This window comes from Pseudocolwellia antarctica (genome assembly GCF_049933045.1).
Lineage (GTDB): Bacteria > Pseudomonadota > Gammaproteobacteria > Enterobacterales > Alteromonadaceae > Pseudocolwellia.
Map to the genome: position 1 here is coordinate 4,080,065 of NZ_CP187926.1, position 16,283 is coordinate 4,096,347.

Genomic DNA, 16,283 nt, shown 5'->3' on the forward strand with positions numbered 1-16,283 from the left:
TTTTTATAGGTTTGCTTATGGAGCGATAACCGATAATCTCTCACTAGCGTATTGATGTATTTCGTGTACATCTTGCTGAATTTTAGATTTAAGATCGGCTTCTAGCTTCATGCGTTCAAAATCGAGTCTCATACGCTCAGGCTTGGTCAGCTTTTTACGTTCTTCTAAAATAGGCATGTGCTTTATACCTTCGTACAAGCCATAAACTGAAGGAAATAAGGTATTAAGCTCACTGCTAAGTTTGAGTGAGTCTAATAGTACCGACAAGCGCCAACAGCCTTCAGATATATCGCATTGCTCTTCTTTCATTGCTCTAACTATAATCACGACACTATTCAGTATTTTAGTATCGTGTCTTTTTAGTGCAGCTTGTTTTTCTTGCTCGGCAATAATTTGGTCAGCGGTTTGCTTCTTTAATTGAGAAAGCAGCATGCCAGCATATATTGCAAGCGGAACAATAATGAATAAAGCAATAACAGCGTATAGCCCGTAACCTTCAAACATGTTGGTCCTTACTTAGTATTTAGATAAATCAGTTGTATCTAACGAATCCCACAAGTCATCTTCACTCGACTTGCTTTGACTATCATCTTCGTCGTCTTCAGATTCTTCATCATCCCAACCAAGTAATTCACGTAACTCTTGATGACGTTCCATTTTCTCATTGAAGTAATCAATTTGCTCTTCACTAAGGCTTTTATCTTCTTCTTGAAGTGCCAATATACTTTGCAGTTGTTGATCATCTTCAATGGCATATAACTCGTCTTCTAAAGCGCTGTTAGGTTCTTTTTCAGGTTCAACCATACGAATAGCAGCAATAGGAGATTGTTTCTCTTTTTTAGGCTTGTTGGTATTCGTTGTAACTTTAGGTGCAGCTTGAGGCGTTAAATCAATAAGTACTTTGCTGCCTAAGCGTGGATCTTTAGGAGCATTGTTTGTTTGATTTTGAGTTTTGTTTTCAAAAGCTTCTTTTTGACGGTTACCTGGCTCTTTGCCTACTTTCTTTTTAGCTCTTTTCGGCGTAGGTACGATCAGCTTTTTATCAGCTTCACTAAGAACTTCTCTTTTTCCTACACCAGGTTTTCTTGATTTTTTAACGCGTGACATGTGTGTGCTTCAATTTATGGTCTTAATGGTTCTATTTTACTCGATTAATTGATAAACAGCGATAGTCATCACGCTTCATTCGTCATTTAGCTAAAAAATTTAAGGTTTTCAATGTGAATAGTTTGATTAAAACCCTTCACATTGAATTATTTGCCTTAAGATAGCGTTTATTTACTGAGTTGCTTAAATATAAAGAAGGCTAAGCGTAATGATTCTGCTTAGTTCACAGCCCTATAATATTGCGCCATAGACTACTTAACTCTGCATCTGACTCTGTAATTTCTATTGCTGAAGCAGGTGAGTCGATAAAGCTTAATGGCTGTTCTATAAGTTGATCATCTCTAAAATAGTGGCAATTTACCGAAGCGTTTTGAGCTAAGTGTTCAGCTATATTTTGTAATGATTTCTCAGTCGCTTGCATATTATCTACTGCAACTATGATGTCATTTACCGCTAAACCAGCTTCCGCAGCAGGACTATCTTCTATCACCTGAGTGACTTTTAGCCCTGAAGGCGTAGCACTATAAAGAGCACCTACGTATGGAATATATTCGTCTGTTGTGCGGGTTTCTACACTATTCAATTTACTGAATTTACTGGCGGCGAAATCAATACCTACTTTTTTAAGTAAAGGTGATAGTTCTACACGCTCAGCATTGTGTAACATGGCTGTAAACTCGTCACGTATATCTGTATTACATAAGATATTGGCTATGTTGATGAAGTCATCTTCGCTGGTGCCGATATTAGTTCGACCAAAGTGTATCCATAACTCTTTCATTAGGTTGTCTAAACTGTATTGCCCATTCGATTTATCTCGAATAGTTAAGTCTAACCAAAGAGCAATTAAAGATCCTTTAGTGTAGTAACTTACGATATTGTTGACGGCGTCAGGTCCTTGTTTATAAAACTTGGTCCAAGTATCAAAACTAGAGTCAGCGACACTTTGTTTTAATTCACCTTTACCTCGGTAGACACGAGTAGCGGTTTTAGACAGAATTTTTAAATAATCTTCAAACGAGATAAGTCCAGTACGATACAGTGAAAAATCGTCGTAATAAGAGGTGATACCTTCATAAGCCCAAAGCTGAGTGGTGTGGGTTTCTTCTTGTAAATTATAAGGAATAAACTCTTTTGGTTTGATACGACAAACATTCCAGGCATGAAAGTATTCATGTGAGCATAAACTTAAGAATGTACGGTAATCATCTGTTAATTCATCTGGTTTATTTGGGTTAGGTAAGTCGAAACGACTGGCTTGTAGTATGGTTGAATTTTTGTGCTCTAAGCCACCAAAACCATTAGCAAGTAAATGGGTAATAAACCAATATTCTTTAAAAGGCGCTTCGCCAAACATGGATATATGATGCTGACATAGTTTAGTTAAGTCGTTTGTTAAACGTGTTAAATCGCCATAATGTTCACTGGTAAATACAACGTGATGAGTTATGCCTTCAACATCAAATTCTTGATAGCTAAAGTTACCCATAGCAACTGGTCCATCTATCAATTCTTGATAGTTTTCAGCACTGTATTGACCGAATGCGTATTTCTCTGTGTTATGTCGCGTAAGTCCTGTTGCTACTTTCCAATCTTTTATCGCGTCGTTTGGTTTGATGTCTAATAGGCAAGCTTGATCGGCTAGTTCTTCTACTTGTAAAAACACTGAACTACCGTTGAAGAATGCACGTTGGCTGTCTAAATAAGCGGTTCTTACTGATAAGTCGAAAGCAAATATTGAGTAATTAACGCTAACGCTTGTGTCTGCGTTTGATGTAAGTGTCCAGGTTTGTTTATCGTTCTTAATCAATATTGGTGAGTTGTTATTTTCTGCCGTCGCATTAATTTCAATAATGTTTTTAGCAAAGTCACGGATCATATAACTGCCAGGAAGCCAGCTAGGTAATGAAAGGGTATAGGGTTTATCTGCAATTGCGTTAAAGGTTAAAGAAACTGAAAATAAATGGCTGTTAATATTTAACGGAGAAATTGAATAATTGATCATGGGAAAGTCACGCTACATTGAAAATAAAATATGCTTCAATGTAGCAGAAACTTTGGCGCTTAACACCTTACGAGCAAGGATATTAGCGATTTTTTAAGAGGATTAAGAAAGAATTACTGTTTTATCGCCGTTTAAACAAATACGTTGCTCAGCATGTTCTTTTACTGCTCTACAAATGGCTGTTGCTTCTAAGTCGTGTCCTAAATGTACCATTTGTTCTATGGTGAAAGTGTGGTTAATTGGCTTAACTTCTTGCGCAATAATGGGTCCTTCATCTAAGTCTGCTGTTACATAATGCGCTGTAGCACCTATAACTTTTACGCCTCGTGAATGGGCTTGATGATAAGGTTTTGCACCTTTAAAGCTAGGTAAGAATGAATGATGAATATTAATAGCATTACCACGTAACTTAACACACATGTCGTCTGACAATATTTGCATGTATCGCGCTAGAATCAAAAGTTCTGATTCTGTTTCGCTAATAATATTTAAAATTTGAGCTTCTTGCTCTGCTTTGGTTTCTTTCGTCACGGGTAAGTAATGATAAGGAATATCATGCCATTCAACTAACGATTGGCAATCAAGGTGGTTGGATACAACCGCAGCCACTTCAATAGGTAAAACACCCGCTTTAGACTTTGTGAGTAATGACACTAAGCAATGATCATATTGCGATACAGCAATAACCACTTTAGGTAAGCAATCTTTATTTCTTAGTACGTATTCCATGTTTAATGGCTTAGCTAACTCATTAATACCTTGCGTGAATTCAGCAATAGGTACGGTTAGGTTACGGTCATCAAAAGCGATACGTGAAAAGAATGTATTTGAATATGGGTCACTGTATTGCGATGTTTCTGTGATGAAAGCACCGTGTTCAAATAAGTTTTGAGATACTTTTGCTAATACGCCTGAAGTATCAGGGCATTTCCAAGTTAACGTGTAATGGTTGGTTTGACTCATTTTATATTTACAGTGATTAAAGTTGATTGATTGGTTATATTTTTACATTTTTTTCAATGAAACAACAGGTTTTAGTGACGGGTAACAAGCTGACCAGTTCTTTAGGTTAATCTAAGATAAAGGACTTTATGATCAATAATATTAATGTTTTTAATACTACTCAGGAAAACTTGTTTTGTTTTTAATGTAAAGCTCTTCTACTTTTTCTCGTGCCCAGGGGGTTTTTCTTAGAAAAGTTAAACTCGACTTTATACTTGGATTATCAGTAAAACATTTGATTTTTATTTCTTGACCAAGCGCTTCAAAACCAATGTGTTCAACAAGTTGTTCTACAATAGTTTTAAGGGTAATGCCGTGCAGTGGATTGTATGGTTGATTGTCCAAAGGATTTCTCTGTTTAAGTTATAGGTTCAAGGTTTAGATAATAAAAAAGCAGAACTATATCGCTCTGCTTTTAGATAAAAGATTAACTAACGTAAGTTGTTAGCTATTTTAAATGGGTTAATTACTTTTGAAAGTGTTCTTCTAATTTGTCACTTCCACCAATAAGTTCACCATCAATAAATACTTGTGGTACTGCGGTTGCATTAGTAATTGCTTTAAGTGCCGTTAGACTTAAGTCTTTACCTAATTCTAGCTCTTCAAACTGGTAACCTTTTTCTACTAATAATGCTTTAGCTTTAGTACAGAAAGGACAGCCAGGTTTTGTAATTACAGCTACTTCAGCAGTAGAAACTGCTTCAGGGTTGATGTATTTAAGCATAGTTGCCGCATCAGAAACTTCAAACGGGTCGCCAGGTACTTCTGGCTCGATAAACATTTTATCAATGATGCCGTCTTTAACTAACATAGCGTATCTCCAGCTACGTTTGCCAAATCCGATGTCTGACTTATCAACTAATAAGCCCATAGCGTCAGTAAAGTCGCCATTACCATCAGGGATAAAGCTGATGTTTTTTGTATTTTGATCTGCAGACCAAGAGTTCATAACGAACGTATCGTTAACTGACATACAAATGATTTCGTCTACGCCGTTTGCGAAGAACTTAGGTGCTAATTCATCATAGCCAGGTAAATGAGTTGATGAACATGTTGGTGTAAATGCACCTGGTAGTGAAAAAACTACAACTGTTCTGTTTTTGAAAATTTCATTTGTTGAACGTTCAGCCCATTCGTCATTAGCTCTTAATTTAAATGTTACGTTAGGTACAGCTTGTGTTTCTTTATTGGTGAACATGGTTATCTCCGAAATGAATGTATAAGTTATAATAGCGCTTTTGTATGTTATTTACATACTAGATAAGTAACTAAATGCGACCACTTTATCATTATTCAAGGTCACTTCTACTTTCTTTTAATTGTCGATAAGCATTATTGAGTTTGTTGGTAATAACTTCTTGCGGGCAAGGTTTTGACATGTAGTCGTCGAAGCCTGCTGAAATACAATGCTCAACAGCATCATCTAAGGCGTCAGCTGTTATCGCAATAAGCCAAATAGGCTTTTCATGTTCTTGTTTAGATATAATAGAAGCGAGTTCAAATCCATCCAAATTCGGCATATGACAATCTGAAATAATAATATCGTAAGCAAGCTCATTATGCATATCTAAAGCTTGTTTACCGTCTTGTGCAATATGAGGCGAAATATTCAAACGCTCTAGCTGAGCAGTTAATACTTTTAGGTTAACTATGTTGTCTTCAGCAACAAGTACTCTTAAACCCTTAAAACGGTTATCGTTAGGTGGGTTAATCACACGTTTGTTTTTACGTCTATCTTCGGTATCACTTTCTACGCCTGATTGGACTAGCGACAGATCGAAATAGAAGTTGCTGCCTTCGCCATCGGTAGAATCTAATTGAATATGACTATTCATTGCGGTAGCTATTTCCTGACAAATACTCAGGCCTAAACCTGTACCACCGTATTTACGGGTGATGGCATCATCAGCTTGTTTAAAAGGCGTGAATAATGAAGTTTGGTGCATAAGTGGAATACCTATGCCAGTGTCTTTAATTGATATTCTTATCGTATCGATTGTTTGCTCGCCTTCAACATTCGATTCAAGAAGATCTATTGTAAGAGCAACACCACCTTTTTCAGTAAATTTAATTGCGTTACTTAATAGGTTATTTAGCACTTGAGACATGCGTGTTGGATCGGTCAAATAGTTATGAGTAATGCTATCGGCTACATGATAATTAAGGTTCAGCTCGTCAGAGGTTAATTGTTGGAAGCTATTAGTAATATTACGGCTTAATTGATGTAAATTAACAGGTACACTTTCTAGGGTTAACTTACCCGCATCCATTTTAGAGAAATCGAGCACATCGTTTAATAGTGCCAATAAATTACCTGCAGAACTTTTTAATGTACCAAGTAATTCTTGCTGATTATTGTTCAACTCAGTATAGGTAAGCGCTTCCGCCATGCCTAAAACACCATTCATGGGGGTTCTTATTTCATGACTCATACGCGCTAAGAAAGTTAGTTTTTCTTGAGCTGATTCTTCGGCATGTTGTCGCGCTTCTTCGGCTACTTTTAATTCCTTCTCTATTGCTTTACGTAATGCTTCTTTTACTTGAATTTTTCGGTAATAAATAAACATAACCAAGATCACAAAAATACAAATAGTCGCAATAACGTATAGGGCTTGTTTATAAATGTTGCGTATTTGTTTTTGAGTGTCTAAGTGAAGAATTGATAAAGCATTAGCTGATTTCTCATCTAAGGTTTGGCCATCGGCTAGCTGAATGATTTGAGGGAATTCAATAAGATTATTATTGGCTACTGCTTGTTCTATATGAAAAAACATACCGACAACAAAGGTAAGAGCAATAAGAGTGTTATAACGCAGCATGGAAAATGATCCTTTATTCCAATTGTTAACCATATTTCAATATCTCGTAGCAAATTTATTAAATACTTGTTTTAAAGGATAGTACACCATCAAAAATTTATGTCTATTAATTGAATAAAATAAGCATGACGCGTAAAAAAAACGAGTGAAATTATTGATTGTTCTAGGAACTAAGTGATAAATTAAATACAACTTGTATATACAATTAAGATTTCGATAGGTATATCTCTTAATATTTAGGATTAAAAATAAATTATGACTTGTTATTCGTTATCAAAAGGCTCGACTCCTCTGCTTATTAGCATGCCGCATATAGGTCAAAAAATTCCTGAGACTATCGCAGACTTAATGACTGAAGAAGCATTGTTAATCAAAGATACAGATTGGTATATTGATAAGTTGTACGAGTTTGCTGATGAAATAGGAGCAAGCATTATCAAGCCAGATACTAGTCGTTATGTGATTGATTTAAATAGAGGGATTGATGGCATTAATTTATATCCAGGTGCTGATAGTACCGAGTTATGCCCTAGCTCAACTTTCAATCGTACGTCTATTTATTTAGACAAGAAAAGCGTTTCAAAAGAAGAAGTAGATAAACGTATAGCTGAATATTGGCAACCTTATCACGATCAAATTACAAACACGTTAGCAGATATAAAAGCAGAGTTTGGTTTTGCGATTATTTTGGATGCTCATTCTATATTATCGACAGTACCACGCTTTTTTGAAGGGCAATTACCAGATTTTAATTGGGGCACAGCCAACGGAGCAAGTTGTTCTACAGACGTTATTAACAGTATAAAAAAAAATAGATTTTTCTCCTTATTCGGTTGTATGGAATGATCGCTTTAAAGGGGGGTATATAACACGTGAATATGGCGATCCTGAGAATAACATCCATGCCATTCAACTCGAACTCTCTCAGCGAACTTACATGAATGAAAGTGAGTTTACCTTTAATGAAAACTTAGCTATGCAAGTAAAGCCTATATTAAAAACTATGGTAGAAGCTTTGCTTAACTGTGCACCTAATATAGTGGTAAAGGAGGCAAGTTAATTATGTTGTTACATGCTGAAAAAATATTATTCAATCATGGCTGGCAACAGCAGAAAACCCTTCGTATTGAAAATGGCATTATTGTAGATGTGATCAATGGCTATATTGAAGGTGCTGAATCAGTTGGTGTTGTTATTCCTGGTATGGTGAATTGTCATTCACATGCATTTCAGCGTGCTTTTGCTGGCTTTAGTGAAATTAAACGTTCGGGTGACGATAGTTTTTGGTCATGGCGTGAGGTGATGTACAGCTTTTTGAAAAAGTTAACGATTGCTGATGTAGGTACAATTGCTCGTCAACTCTATATTGAAATGCTAAAGAGTGGTTATACGCGCGTAGCTGAATTTCATTATCTGCATTTCGACAAAAATGACGGGACTGAATCTAACGGAGTTGAAAGTGGCAGTGTTGAATGTGATGGACGTTCTGCACCCGCAATGGCTAAAGTCATATTTGAGTCGGCACAACAAGCAGGGATAGGTTTAACGTTTTTACCCGTTTTATATCAGTACAGTGGCTTTGGTCAAAAACCTGCTTCAGTTAATCAAGCACGTTTTATTCATGGTGCTAATGAATTTAATCAATTAGTTACTCAGTGCTTTGAATATACAAAAACATTCAGTAATACCAATTTAGGTATTGCTCCTCACTCATTAAGAGCCGTAGATAAAACATCGTTAATAAGTGCCGTGACTCATGTGAGATCTTTAGATGAGAATGCACCTATTCATATCCATATTGCCGAACAACAACAAGAAGTTGATGACTGCATTTCTTTTTATGGAAAACGACCTGTGCAGTGGCTTATTGATAATGTTGAGTTAGACAAGCATTGGTGTTTGATTCATGCCACTCATATTAATGAAGCTGAACGCAAAGGTATTATTGAAAAAGAAGCGGTGGTAGGTATTTGCCCGACGACTGAAGCTAATTTGGGCGACGGTATTTTCCCTACTCTTGAGTTTGTTACCGAAGGTGGCAGTTTTGCCATCGGCTCAGACAGTCATATATCAGTTAACCCTATTGAAGAGCTACGCTGGCTAGAATATGCGCAACGTCTTACTAAGCAAAAACGTGCGTTATTAGCATCATCTGCTCAACCTTCTATTGGCGCTTATATATGGGAAAAAGCGTTAACGGGCGGAATGAATTCAACTCATAGCAATGTTGGTGAATTAGCCATAGGTAAACAAGCCGACTTATTAGTGTTGAATCAAGAGCGTTTAGCTACCTTTGCCAGTGATGAACAATTCATATTAGATAGTTTACTTTTTGCTAGCCAAACAAATATGATCAATGACGTTATGGTAAATGGGGAATGGGTTGTTAAAGAAGGTATACACACCGAAGAAAAAGATAGTATGAAAGCTTTCACGATGTTATTAGCTGAAGTTCAACATACTGCTCACTAACTCTTAGTAAATAGAAAAGAGTGAGCAGTAAATATTATTGAGACAAAATCTGACTTTAATCAAAAGTTAGAAGTAACTTCTATATTTTCCTATAACTTTACAAACGATCTTTTGATTAGCTGCTTGAAAATTGTAATCAGTTTTAGGTTTATCACAATGAGTTTTATAAAATGTAATAACTTTATCTCGTTCAGAGGTTAACTCTGTCGCATAGGTGATCTCTTCAGGTGTAAAGTGCTTAAACTCTCGTTCTAAATCGCTGTAGACCTTTTTGACACTCAATTTAACTTTAGTGTCGGTGGCATTATTAAACCCGGTGAGTAACGAATCTTTTTGTTCGTTATACCAACGTTCTAATTTTGGTTGAGGATAAAAATGCAAAAATACCGCTGCAGCGACGATCAATATCAATAAATTTTTCATATCTTGGCGTATAATGGTGTTGTTTTGATAGGATAATCAATTTTTCTCCAACAATATATTATCTTTATCACTTTTCCCCATTTCATTTTTAATGAACGGTTTTGCTAAGTAAGGGCTTTTTTGTGAATGAGCAAGAGTTAAAAAATAAATCCGCAGTTCAAATTCCTGTAAAAAATATCGTTATACATAAAACTAAGGGTGTAGAAACTTACCAACCCAGCGATCAGATTTATGTGCGTAAAGTGTCGGGCTTTTTTCAAAAGCTAAGGCAACGAATGAACTTGGTTTATTTTGCTTTTTTTGCTTTGTTACCTTGGGTTCAATTTAATGGACATCAAGCCGTATTATTTGATATTGAGGCACAGCGTTTTACTATTTTTGGTTTAACTTTGTGGCCACAAGATCTTACCTTATTAGCTTGGTTATTTATTTTAGGTGCTTTTCTGCTGTTTTTTGTTACGGCATTTTTGGGGCGTGTTTGGTGTGGTTATATGTGCCCACAAACCGTATGGACCTTCATTTTTATTTGGTTTGAAGAAAAAATAGAAGGTACAGCTAATAAGCGTAAAAACCTTGATAGCCAGAAAATGGATTTTAATAAGTTTTGGCGGAAAACCTTAAAACATACTTCCTGGGTTTTATTTTCTTTATTCACTGCAATGACTTTTGTTGGTTATTTTTCACCGATGCGAGATGTTTTTATAGATGTATTTACACTTAATACGTCATTAACTATTGCCAGCATAATTTTATTTTTTACTTTTGCTACATACGGTAATGCGGGTTGGATGCGCGAAACTATGTGTTTACATATGTGTCCTTATGCACGTTTTCAATCGGCTATGTTTGATCAAAATACATTGACGGTATCTTACGATGCGGAGCGCGGAGAAAATAGAGGACCAAGAAGTAGAAAGAAAGATCCTAAAGAGTTAGATTCAGATTTAGGCGACTGTATTGATTGTAATTTATGTGTTCAGGTTTGCCCAACAGGTATAGATATTCGTAATGGATTGCAGTACGAATGTATCAACTGTGGTGCCTGTGTCGATGCTTGTGATGGCGTAATGGATAAAATGAATTACGACAGAGGGTTGATACGTTACGCAACAGAAAATGATTTAAAAGGTAAAAAAGTCAAATTCTTCCGTGGAAAACTCATAGGTTATGCGATTGTATTATTAGTGATGACGACTTTGCTGGTATTAGAAATTGTTAATCGTGTACCTGTGTCGCTCGATATTATTCGTGACCGTAATGAATTGTCGAAAGAGAATTTTAATGGCGATATCGAAAACGTTTACACCTTAAAGATTTTGAATATGTCACAAACAGATAATACCTATAAGTTGTCTGTTCGAGGTATTGAGCATACAACATGGCATGGTGACCAGGTGATTAAAGTACCTGCTGCCGATGTTTATACATTACCTATTAGTATCTCAGTCGACCCTTACGAACTAGAATCTTACATGAACGATATTACTTTTGTTATTGAACAAGTAGAGCCAGAAAGTGATATTAAACTTGAACATGAAAGTCGATTTTTCAATAAAAGATAGTGTGAAAACCTGGATCATAATTTGATCAACTTAGTATAATTACAGTAGGAGCTTTAGGCTTCTACTGTTGATTTTAAATGATGTTTACTGATATTCAAAACCTCTAGCCCTAGTATGTTACAACGCTAACGTTTACTATTGGCGCAATGAATTTTATTGAGAAAAACATGTCAGTATTCGATTTTACTTCACTGTCCCCTGATCTGATTTTAGATGGATTAGAAAGCGTAGGTTTTAATGTAGACAGCGGTTTACTGGCTTTAAATAGTTACGAAAACCGCGTTTATCAATTTCATGATGAAAATCTTGTTAAATATGTCACTAAGTTTTATCGCCCTGAACGTTGGAGCGAAAAACAAATAAGAGAAGAGTTAAACTTTGCGTTAGAGCTTGATAAGCAAGAGTTACCGCTAGTAGCGCCTTTATCTGTAAACGGTGAAAGCTTATTTAATTATAAAGGCTATTACTTCACTGTATCTCCCTGTCGTGGTGGGAGAACCTTTGAAGTAGATAATTTAGATCAACTTGAATGGATGGGGCGTTTTATAGCTCGTATTCACGCAGTTGCTTCGCAAAAACCGTTCGAAACTCGTTTAGCGTTAACGACTGATGATATGCTGAACAATTCAATGAAAATCATTCAATCTTCAGGTTTTGTGCCTAAATCACTTAATATCGCTTTTTTTACTATTTTAGAGCAAGTTATTGAAGTGGCTGCGGGTCAATATAAACCGAAGACACAAATCAGGTTACATGGTGATTGTCATGCTGGAAATATATTCTGGACAGACAAAGGACCTCACTTCGTTGATTTAGATGATTGTAAAATGGGCCCTGCCATTCAAGACCTTTGGATGATGCTTTCAGGCGACCGTAATGAACAACTGTTACAACTCGATACACTTTTAACAGGCTATGAAGAGTTTTTTACATTTGATAGTAGTGAGCTTGTTTTGATAGAATCATTGAGGACTATGCGAGTTGTACATTATATGGCATGGTTATGTAAGCGGTGGAACGACCCAGCTTTCCCGCGAAATTTTCCATGGTTTGATAGTGAAAAGTACTGGGAACAACAAATTTTAATGCTGAAAGAGCAAATGTCTGCCTTGCAGCAACCGCCTTTAAGTTTAATTCCAATGTAGCCAATATTGGCAAAGCACATTTATTAGGATGTTTATAATGAAGAAAATTTTAAGTCTTATCGTTATGTTATGTATGCCATTAATGGCGTGTTCAGCAGAATATAAAGCAGGTGAACACTACACAGTAGTTGACGATAAAGTATCTAAAAAATTAGAAGTACGTGAATACTTTTCATTTTATTGCCCACATTGTTTCAACTTTGAACCAATTATGGCGAATGTGAAAAAAGACTTACCTGCAGGTGCTACATTTGAAATGAATCACGTTGATTTTTTACGTGCTGCTTCTCCTAAAGTACAAGGGTTATTAAGTAAGGCAATTGTTGTTGCTAAGAAAATGGATATGGAGAAAAAAAATGGTTGGCGCTATTTTTAACTATCTTCAAGTTCAACGTGCTTTCATAACATCTGAAAAAGATATTCGTAACATCTTTGTATTAAACGGTGCAGATGGCGAGCAATTTGATAAGTTAATGTCTAGTTTTTCTATTAATAGCCAAGCTAAGTTGATGAAGAAACACCAAGAATACTTCTCAAAGAAAACTGGCGCAGATGGTAAGCCTTACCTAAATGCTGTTCCAACAGTTATTGTTAATGGTAAATACAGAATCAACCCTGCTGCATTAGACAAAGGTGATTTTGAAGGTGATTATAAGAAGCTTGTAAATCACTTATTAGCGTTAAAGTAACCGCTAATAGTGACTGAATGATCATCGAGTTCAGATTTTAAATATTAAAGAGCGCATGTCGCTCTTTTTTTATGTCTTTTTTTAGAGTTATGACTAAGAAGTTGTGCTGAACATTGTCATCTTACTGTCGCGAGAGGATATGTTTATTATTAGCAGTAAACTGTGAGTAAGAGCTGCAGCTTAGTTTACAAATTACCTAAAGGTAAAATATTAATATTATTTTAATTTAACTCTGATTTTCTTGTTTTATAAAGGTGATAACCAATTATTGTCGCGATTAGAAAGAGTATTGCCGCGGCTCCAATGTGTGCTGAATCTGCTAATTTAACACCTGATCCAGCCAATGAGAAAATAGCCATTTGTGGTATGAAACCAAGGCAACTACCTGCAATGTAAGGTCGTAATGGAATATTAGCAATTCCAGCGAGTATATTGGTTAAAAAATTTGAACCAACAGGAAGTAATCTAATAACTAAGGCTTTTAAAAATGTATCAACAGATAAAAAGTTATGCAGTTTTGTTAGCTGTTTTTTGTATTTACTGGCGATATAACTTTGTTGAAATAAAGACGCTACCTTATAAGTAATAGCAGCGGCGATAGTAACGGTTAGTGTTGCGTAAACTAAACCTAAAATAACACCAAAGAAATACCCGCAAGTAAAAGCTACTACTTGCCTTGGCATGCCTATACAAGAGAGTCCTAACAAGATGCTAAGCAATATTATTATAGATTTTAGGCTAGTAGGTGAGATTGACAGTAAATACTCTTGAAATGCATTCTGTGTGAAAACAGTTATTGAGATAAGAGCGTAAAGTACAACAAATGTACTTATTGCTATCAGCCATAATGTGCTCTTATTAAAAAGTAGTTTTTTAAGCCAAGGCATTGGACATTTTGCTTAATCTGCAGAAGATGCTGATAAGCTTTCTAATAAATTGGCTTTAGCTAAAGCAAACTCTTCTTCTGTTAAATAGCCTTGCTGTTTTAATACCGCAAGTTTATTTAATGCTTCGATCAATTTAGTGTCGATCTTTGCTTTAGTTTTAGTTTTAGCTGTAGAGCTTTCAACTACTGAACTTTGAGTCACTTTTTCTTCTGCTAAACTTGTAGGTTCTACTTTTTTATCGAGCACTTCTTTCGTTTTTATCGGTGTAATAACTTTAGCTTTTTCAGGTTTTAACTTTGGCTTCACTTCAGGCGTTTTTACAGGTCTTTCTGGCGTTTCATTTTTATTAATTAAAGCAGAAAAGTACCAATTCCAATCGATAATATGATCAATAACGTTGTGATATTTTTCTTTAGTTAACCTTTGATTACCTTCTCTTAAGTAAGCACAAATATGGTATTGCTCAGATTGACTTGTTATTAGTTTTACTGAGATTTGTCTAACTTTATCATCGACCATTTTATCGCGGTGTTCTTGCTCAAAACTGAGTCTAAGAGCATTTTCTTTTGGCAAATCAAACCCACGTCCACTTTCTATACTGACAGTATTTAATAAAGTGTTATTTAACCAAACTTCACTTGAAGCAATATCCACAACCGATAAGCTTGTGTTTACTTCAGTCTCATGTCGTTTGAACAAAGAGATAGTCTTAGTCTCGGTATCAAATTCAAAACGAGCAAAGTTAGCTCTCAATAATGATTTGTTTCTAATGATATTTTGCCCGTACTGTTTCTTTATATAAATAAATAGGATGGCTGCAAGTATCAATATTAAAAAAGTATAGGGTAATGTATTAGAACCGCTTTCTTCTGGTAACTCTTTCACAGAAGAAAAATTTTTGTCTGTAGATAAGTGAGGGAGAACTTTATAAATGATGGCTTGTGAGCGATCCCATATCAGCAATTCATTCTCACGTGGTATATATAAAGCAAGCTGACTCTCGGGATTAACTTGTTTTGGATTTAAGTTTAGTACCGCTGTCGGAACTACTTCACTCTCTGATTGATTGACGATATTTGTCGCGCTCAACTGCCATTGATTATTTACTTTTTCAATGAAGAGTATTTTATTCCATAAGGTATTTAGTTCTCTGCTGCGGTAATACACAGTAGAGAGTAAGCTATCTGGATTTTTACGTTTATATATTATGTTTAAAGGTTCTGTTTGTAAGTAGTCACTTCCTACAGGCGTTACTGATATGTTTTGTTCTGCATTAAATTGGTGAGTCAGTATTAGTTGGTTTCTGGTTTTTTTAGACCAAGTAAAATGTTGTATTTCTTGAGCACCAAGCACTACAATTTCATCTTCAACCTGTGGGTTTTTTATAAAAGGGTTATTACGTGGGATAGTATAATTTTTTAGCCCAAACTTATTAGGGTTTATACGTAAGATAGTTCCAGAATATAAACTTGTTTTTTGTAGTGTATTGTCATTTTCAAACGCTATATAAAGTAATCCAAAATCATCACTCCATGATTTAAGGTAAGGATTAAAAGACAGTTGATTTATATTAATATCTGCAGAAGTAGAGGCTATACGTAATACTTCTCGTTGATGAATTATATTCACTTTATTATTGTTTACATTACTTAGCTGAAATTCTGTTATTACAGCATCGTGACTATGACTTTTTTCTATTTCTTTATTATCTAAGCGATTCTTCTTAATGGATGGGTCATATTTTTCTATGTGGGCAGTATAAATTACATAGGAGCCTTCTTGATCGGGTAAATCAAAGCTTGGATGAAGTGTTAATGCTGTAAATGTAAGGTTTGTTTGATTTTTTATATGCTCAGATAAATTAATAACAGGTTCGGTGCCAACTTTTTGCCCTTTAGAACGATATATTTCGCCATGTGTATTAACAAAAAATAGTTCATCATCTTGCGTGGTATTTGCAATAGGCGCTAACCAAGTGGTTTCTTTCATTCCTTGGGTAGAGAAATCAATATAAGGATCTACACTATAGAAATCGTTAGCTAATAGAGGGTTAGCTCCTAACATAGCAAATGTTAAGAATAGATATTTAATGATTTGTAAGGTTATTGAGCTGTTATTATTATTCATTTTACCCATAGGCTTTTTTAAGTGAATCGAGGATTCAAATAATAG

17 protein-coding genes are annotated in these 16,283 nt (G+C 35.4%); 7 read left to right on the forward strand and 10 right to left on the reverse strand.

The window, feature by feature from the left end; translation table 11 throughout:
* Window positions 1–15: 15 nt before the first annotated feature.
* The 7 genes from ACPUVN_RS17720 to ACPUVN_RS17750 form a co-directional block, all read right to left on the reverse strand.
* The gene (locus ACPUVN_RS17720) at window positions 16–504 is read right to left on the reverse strand and encodes a DUF2489 domain-containing protein (RefSeq protein WP_426369556.1); all 489 of its coding nucleotides are present in this window, start codon (window positions 502–504) and stop codon (window positions 16–18) included.
* A 12-nt stretch (window positions 505–516) separates the two neighbouring features.
* Complete coding sequence (gene yihI, locus ACPUVN_RS17725; protein WP_426369557.1) at window positions 517–1,107, reverse strand: Der GTPase-activating protein YihI; 591 nt, start codon at window positions 1,105–1,107, stop codon at window positions 517–519.
* Window positions 1,108–1,330: 223 nt separating this feature from the next.
* On the reverse strand, window positions 1,331–3,112 hold the full coding sequence (locus ACPUVN_RS17730) for a M61 family metallopeptidase (RefSeq protein WP_426369558.1): 1,782 nt from the start codon (window positions 3,110–3,112) through the stop codon (window positions 1,331–1,333).
* Between the two features lie 102 nt (window positions 3,113–3,214).
* Window positions 3,215–4,075, reverse strand: coding sequence for a formyltetrahydrofolate deformylase (purU, locus tag ACPUVN_RS17735; protein WP_426358987.1), 861 nt, complete (start codon window positions 4,073–4,075; stop codon window positions 3,215–3,217).
* A gap of 156 nt (window positions 4,076–4,231) precedes the next feature.
* Window positions 4,232–4,459 (reverse strand): VF530 family DNA-binding protein, encoded by a 228-nt coding sequence (locus ACPUVN_RS17740; protein WP_426358986.1) that lies wholly within the window; start codon window positions 4,457–4,459, stop codon window positions 4,232–4,234.
* A 121-nt stretch (window positions 4,460–4,580) separates the two neighbouring features.
* Entirely contained in the window at window positions 4,581–5,312 is a 732-nt protein-coding gene (locus tag ACPUVN_RS17745) for a glutathione peroxidase (protein WP_426358985.1), read from the reverse strand.
* 91 nt (window positions 5,313–5,403) lie between these two features.
* Window positions 5,404–6,933, reverse strand: a complete 1,530-nt coding sequence (locus tag ACPUVN_RS17750) for an ATP-binding protein (protein ID WP_426369559.1) — start codon at window positions 6,931–6,933, stop codon at window positions 5,404–5,406.
* Between the two features lie 255 nt (window positions 6,934–7,188).
* Between ACPUVN_RS17750 and ACPUVN_RS17755 the strand changes: the two genes are divergently transcribed.
* From ACPUVN_RS17755 to ACPUVN_RS17765, 3 genes are all read left to right on the forward strand, one after another.
* The gene (locus ACPUVN_RS17755; protein WP_426369560.1) at window positions 7,189–7,779 is read left to right on the forward strand and encodes an N-formylglutamate amidohydrolase; all 591 of its coding nucleotides are present in this window, start codon (window positions 7,189–7,191) and stop codon (window positions 7,777–7,779) included.
* A gap of 91 nt (window positions 7,780–7,870) precedes the next feature.
* Entirely contained in the window at window positions 7,871–7,993 is a 123-nt protein-coding gene (locus ACPUVN_RS17760) for a hypothetical protein (protein WP_426369561.1), read from the forward strand.
* 2 nt (window positions 7,994–7,995) lie between these two features.
* Window positions 7,996–9,405, forward strand: a complete 1,410-nt coding sequence (locus ACPUVN_RS17765) for a formimidoylglutamate deiminase (RefSeq protein WP_426369562.1) — start codon at window positions 7,996–7,998, stop codon at window positions 9,403–9,405.
* Window positions 9,406–9,471: 66 nt separating this feature from the next.
* Here ACPUVN_RS17765 and ACPUVN_RS17770 read toward each other — a convergent pair whose 3' ends face one another.
* Window positions 9,472–9,828 (reverse strand): hypothetical protein, encoded by a 357-nt coding sequence (locus ACPUVN_RS17770; RefSeq protein ID WP_426358981.1) that lies wholly within the window; start codon window positions 9,826–9,828, stop codon window positions 9,472–9,474.
* Between the two features lie 122 nt (window positions 9,829–9,950).
* Between ACPUVN_RS17770 and ccoG the strand changes: the two genes are divergently transcribed.
* From ccoG to ACPUVN_RS17790, 4 genes are all read left to right on the forward strand, one after another.
* Window positions 9,951–11,390, forward strand: coding sequence for a cytochrome c oxidase accessory protein CcoG (ccoG, locus tag ACPUVN_RS17775; protein WP_426358980.1), 1,440 nt, complete (start codon window positions 9,951–9,953; stop codon window positions 11,388–11,390).
* 167 nt (window positions 11,391–11,557) lie between these two features.
* Window positions 11,558–12,535 (forward strand): serine/threonine protein kinase, encoded by a 978-nt coding sequence (locus tag ACPUVN_RS17780; RefSeq protein WP_426358979.1) that lies wholly within the window; start codon window positions 11,558–11,560, stop codon window positions 12,533–12,535.
* Window positions 12,536–12,572: 37 nt separating this feature from the next.
* On the forward strand, window positions 12,573–12,911 hold the full coding sequence (locus tag ACPUVN_RS17785; RefSeq protein WP_426369563.1) for a DsbA family protein: 339 nt from the start codon (window positions 12,573–12,575) through the stop codon (window positions 12,909–12,911).
* A complete protein-coding gene (locus tag ACPUVN_RS17790) occupies window positions 12,892–13,224 on the forward strand; it encodes a hypothetical protein (protein WP_426369564.1) in 333 nt (110 codons plus the stop codon). Before ACPUVN_RS17785 ends, ACPUVN_RS17790 begins: the two co-directional genes overlap by 20 nt.
* Before the next feature lie 221 nt (window positions 13,225–13,445).
* On the opposite strand, the gene ACPUVN_RS17795 is transcribed toward ACPUVN_RS17790, so the two are convergent.
* Window positions 13,446–13,907, reverse strand: a complete 462-nt coding sequence (locus ACPUVN_RS17795) for a TVP38/TMEM64 family protein (protein WP_426358977.1) — start codon at window positions 13,905–13,907, stop codon at window positions 13,446–13,448.
* A gap of 216 nt (window positions 13,908–14,123) precedes the next feature.
* Complete coding sequence (locus ACPUVN_RS17800) at window positions 14,124–16,238, reverse strand: hypothetical protein (protein WP_426369565.1); 2,115 nt, start codon at window positions 16,236–16,238, stop codon at window positions 14,124–14,126.
* Window positions 16,239–16,283: the final 45 nt, after the last annotated feature.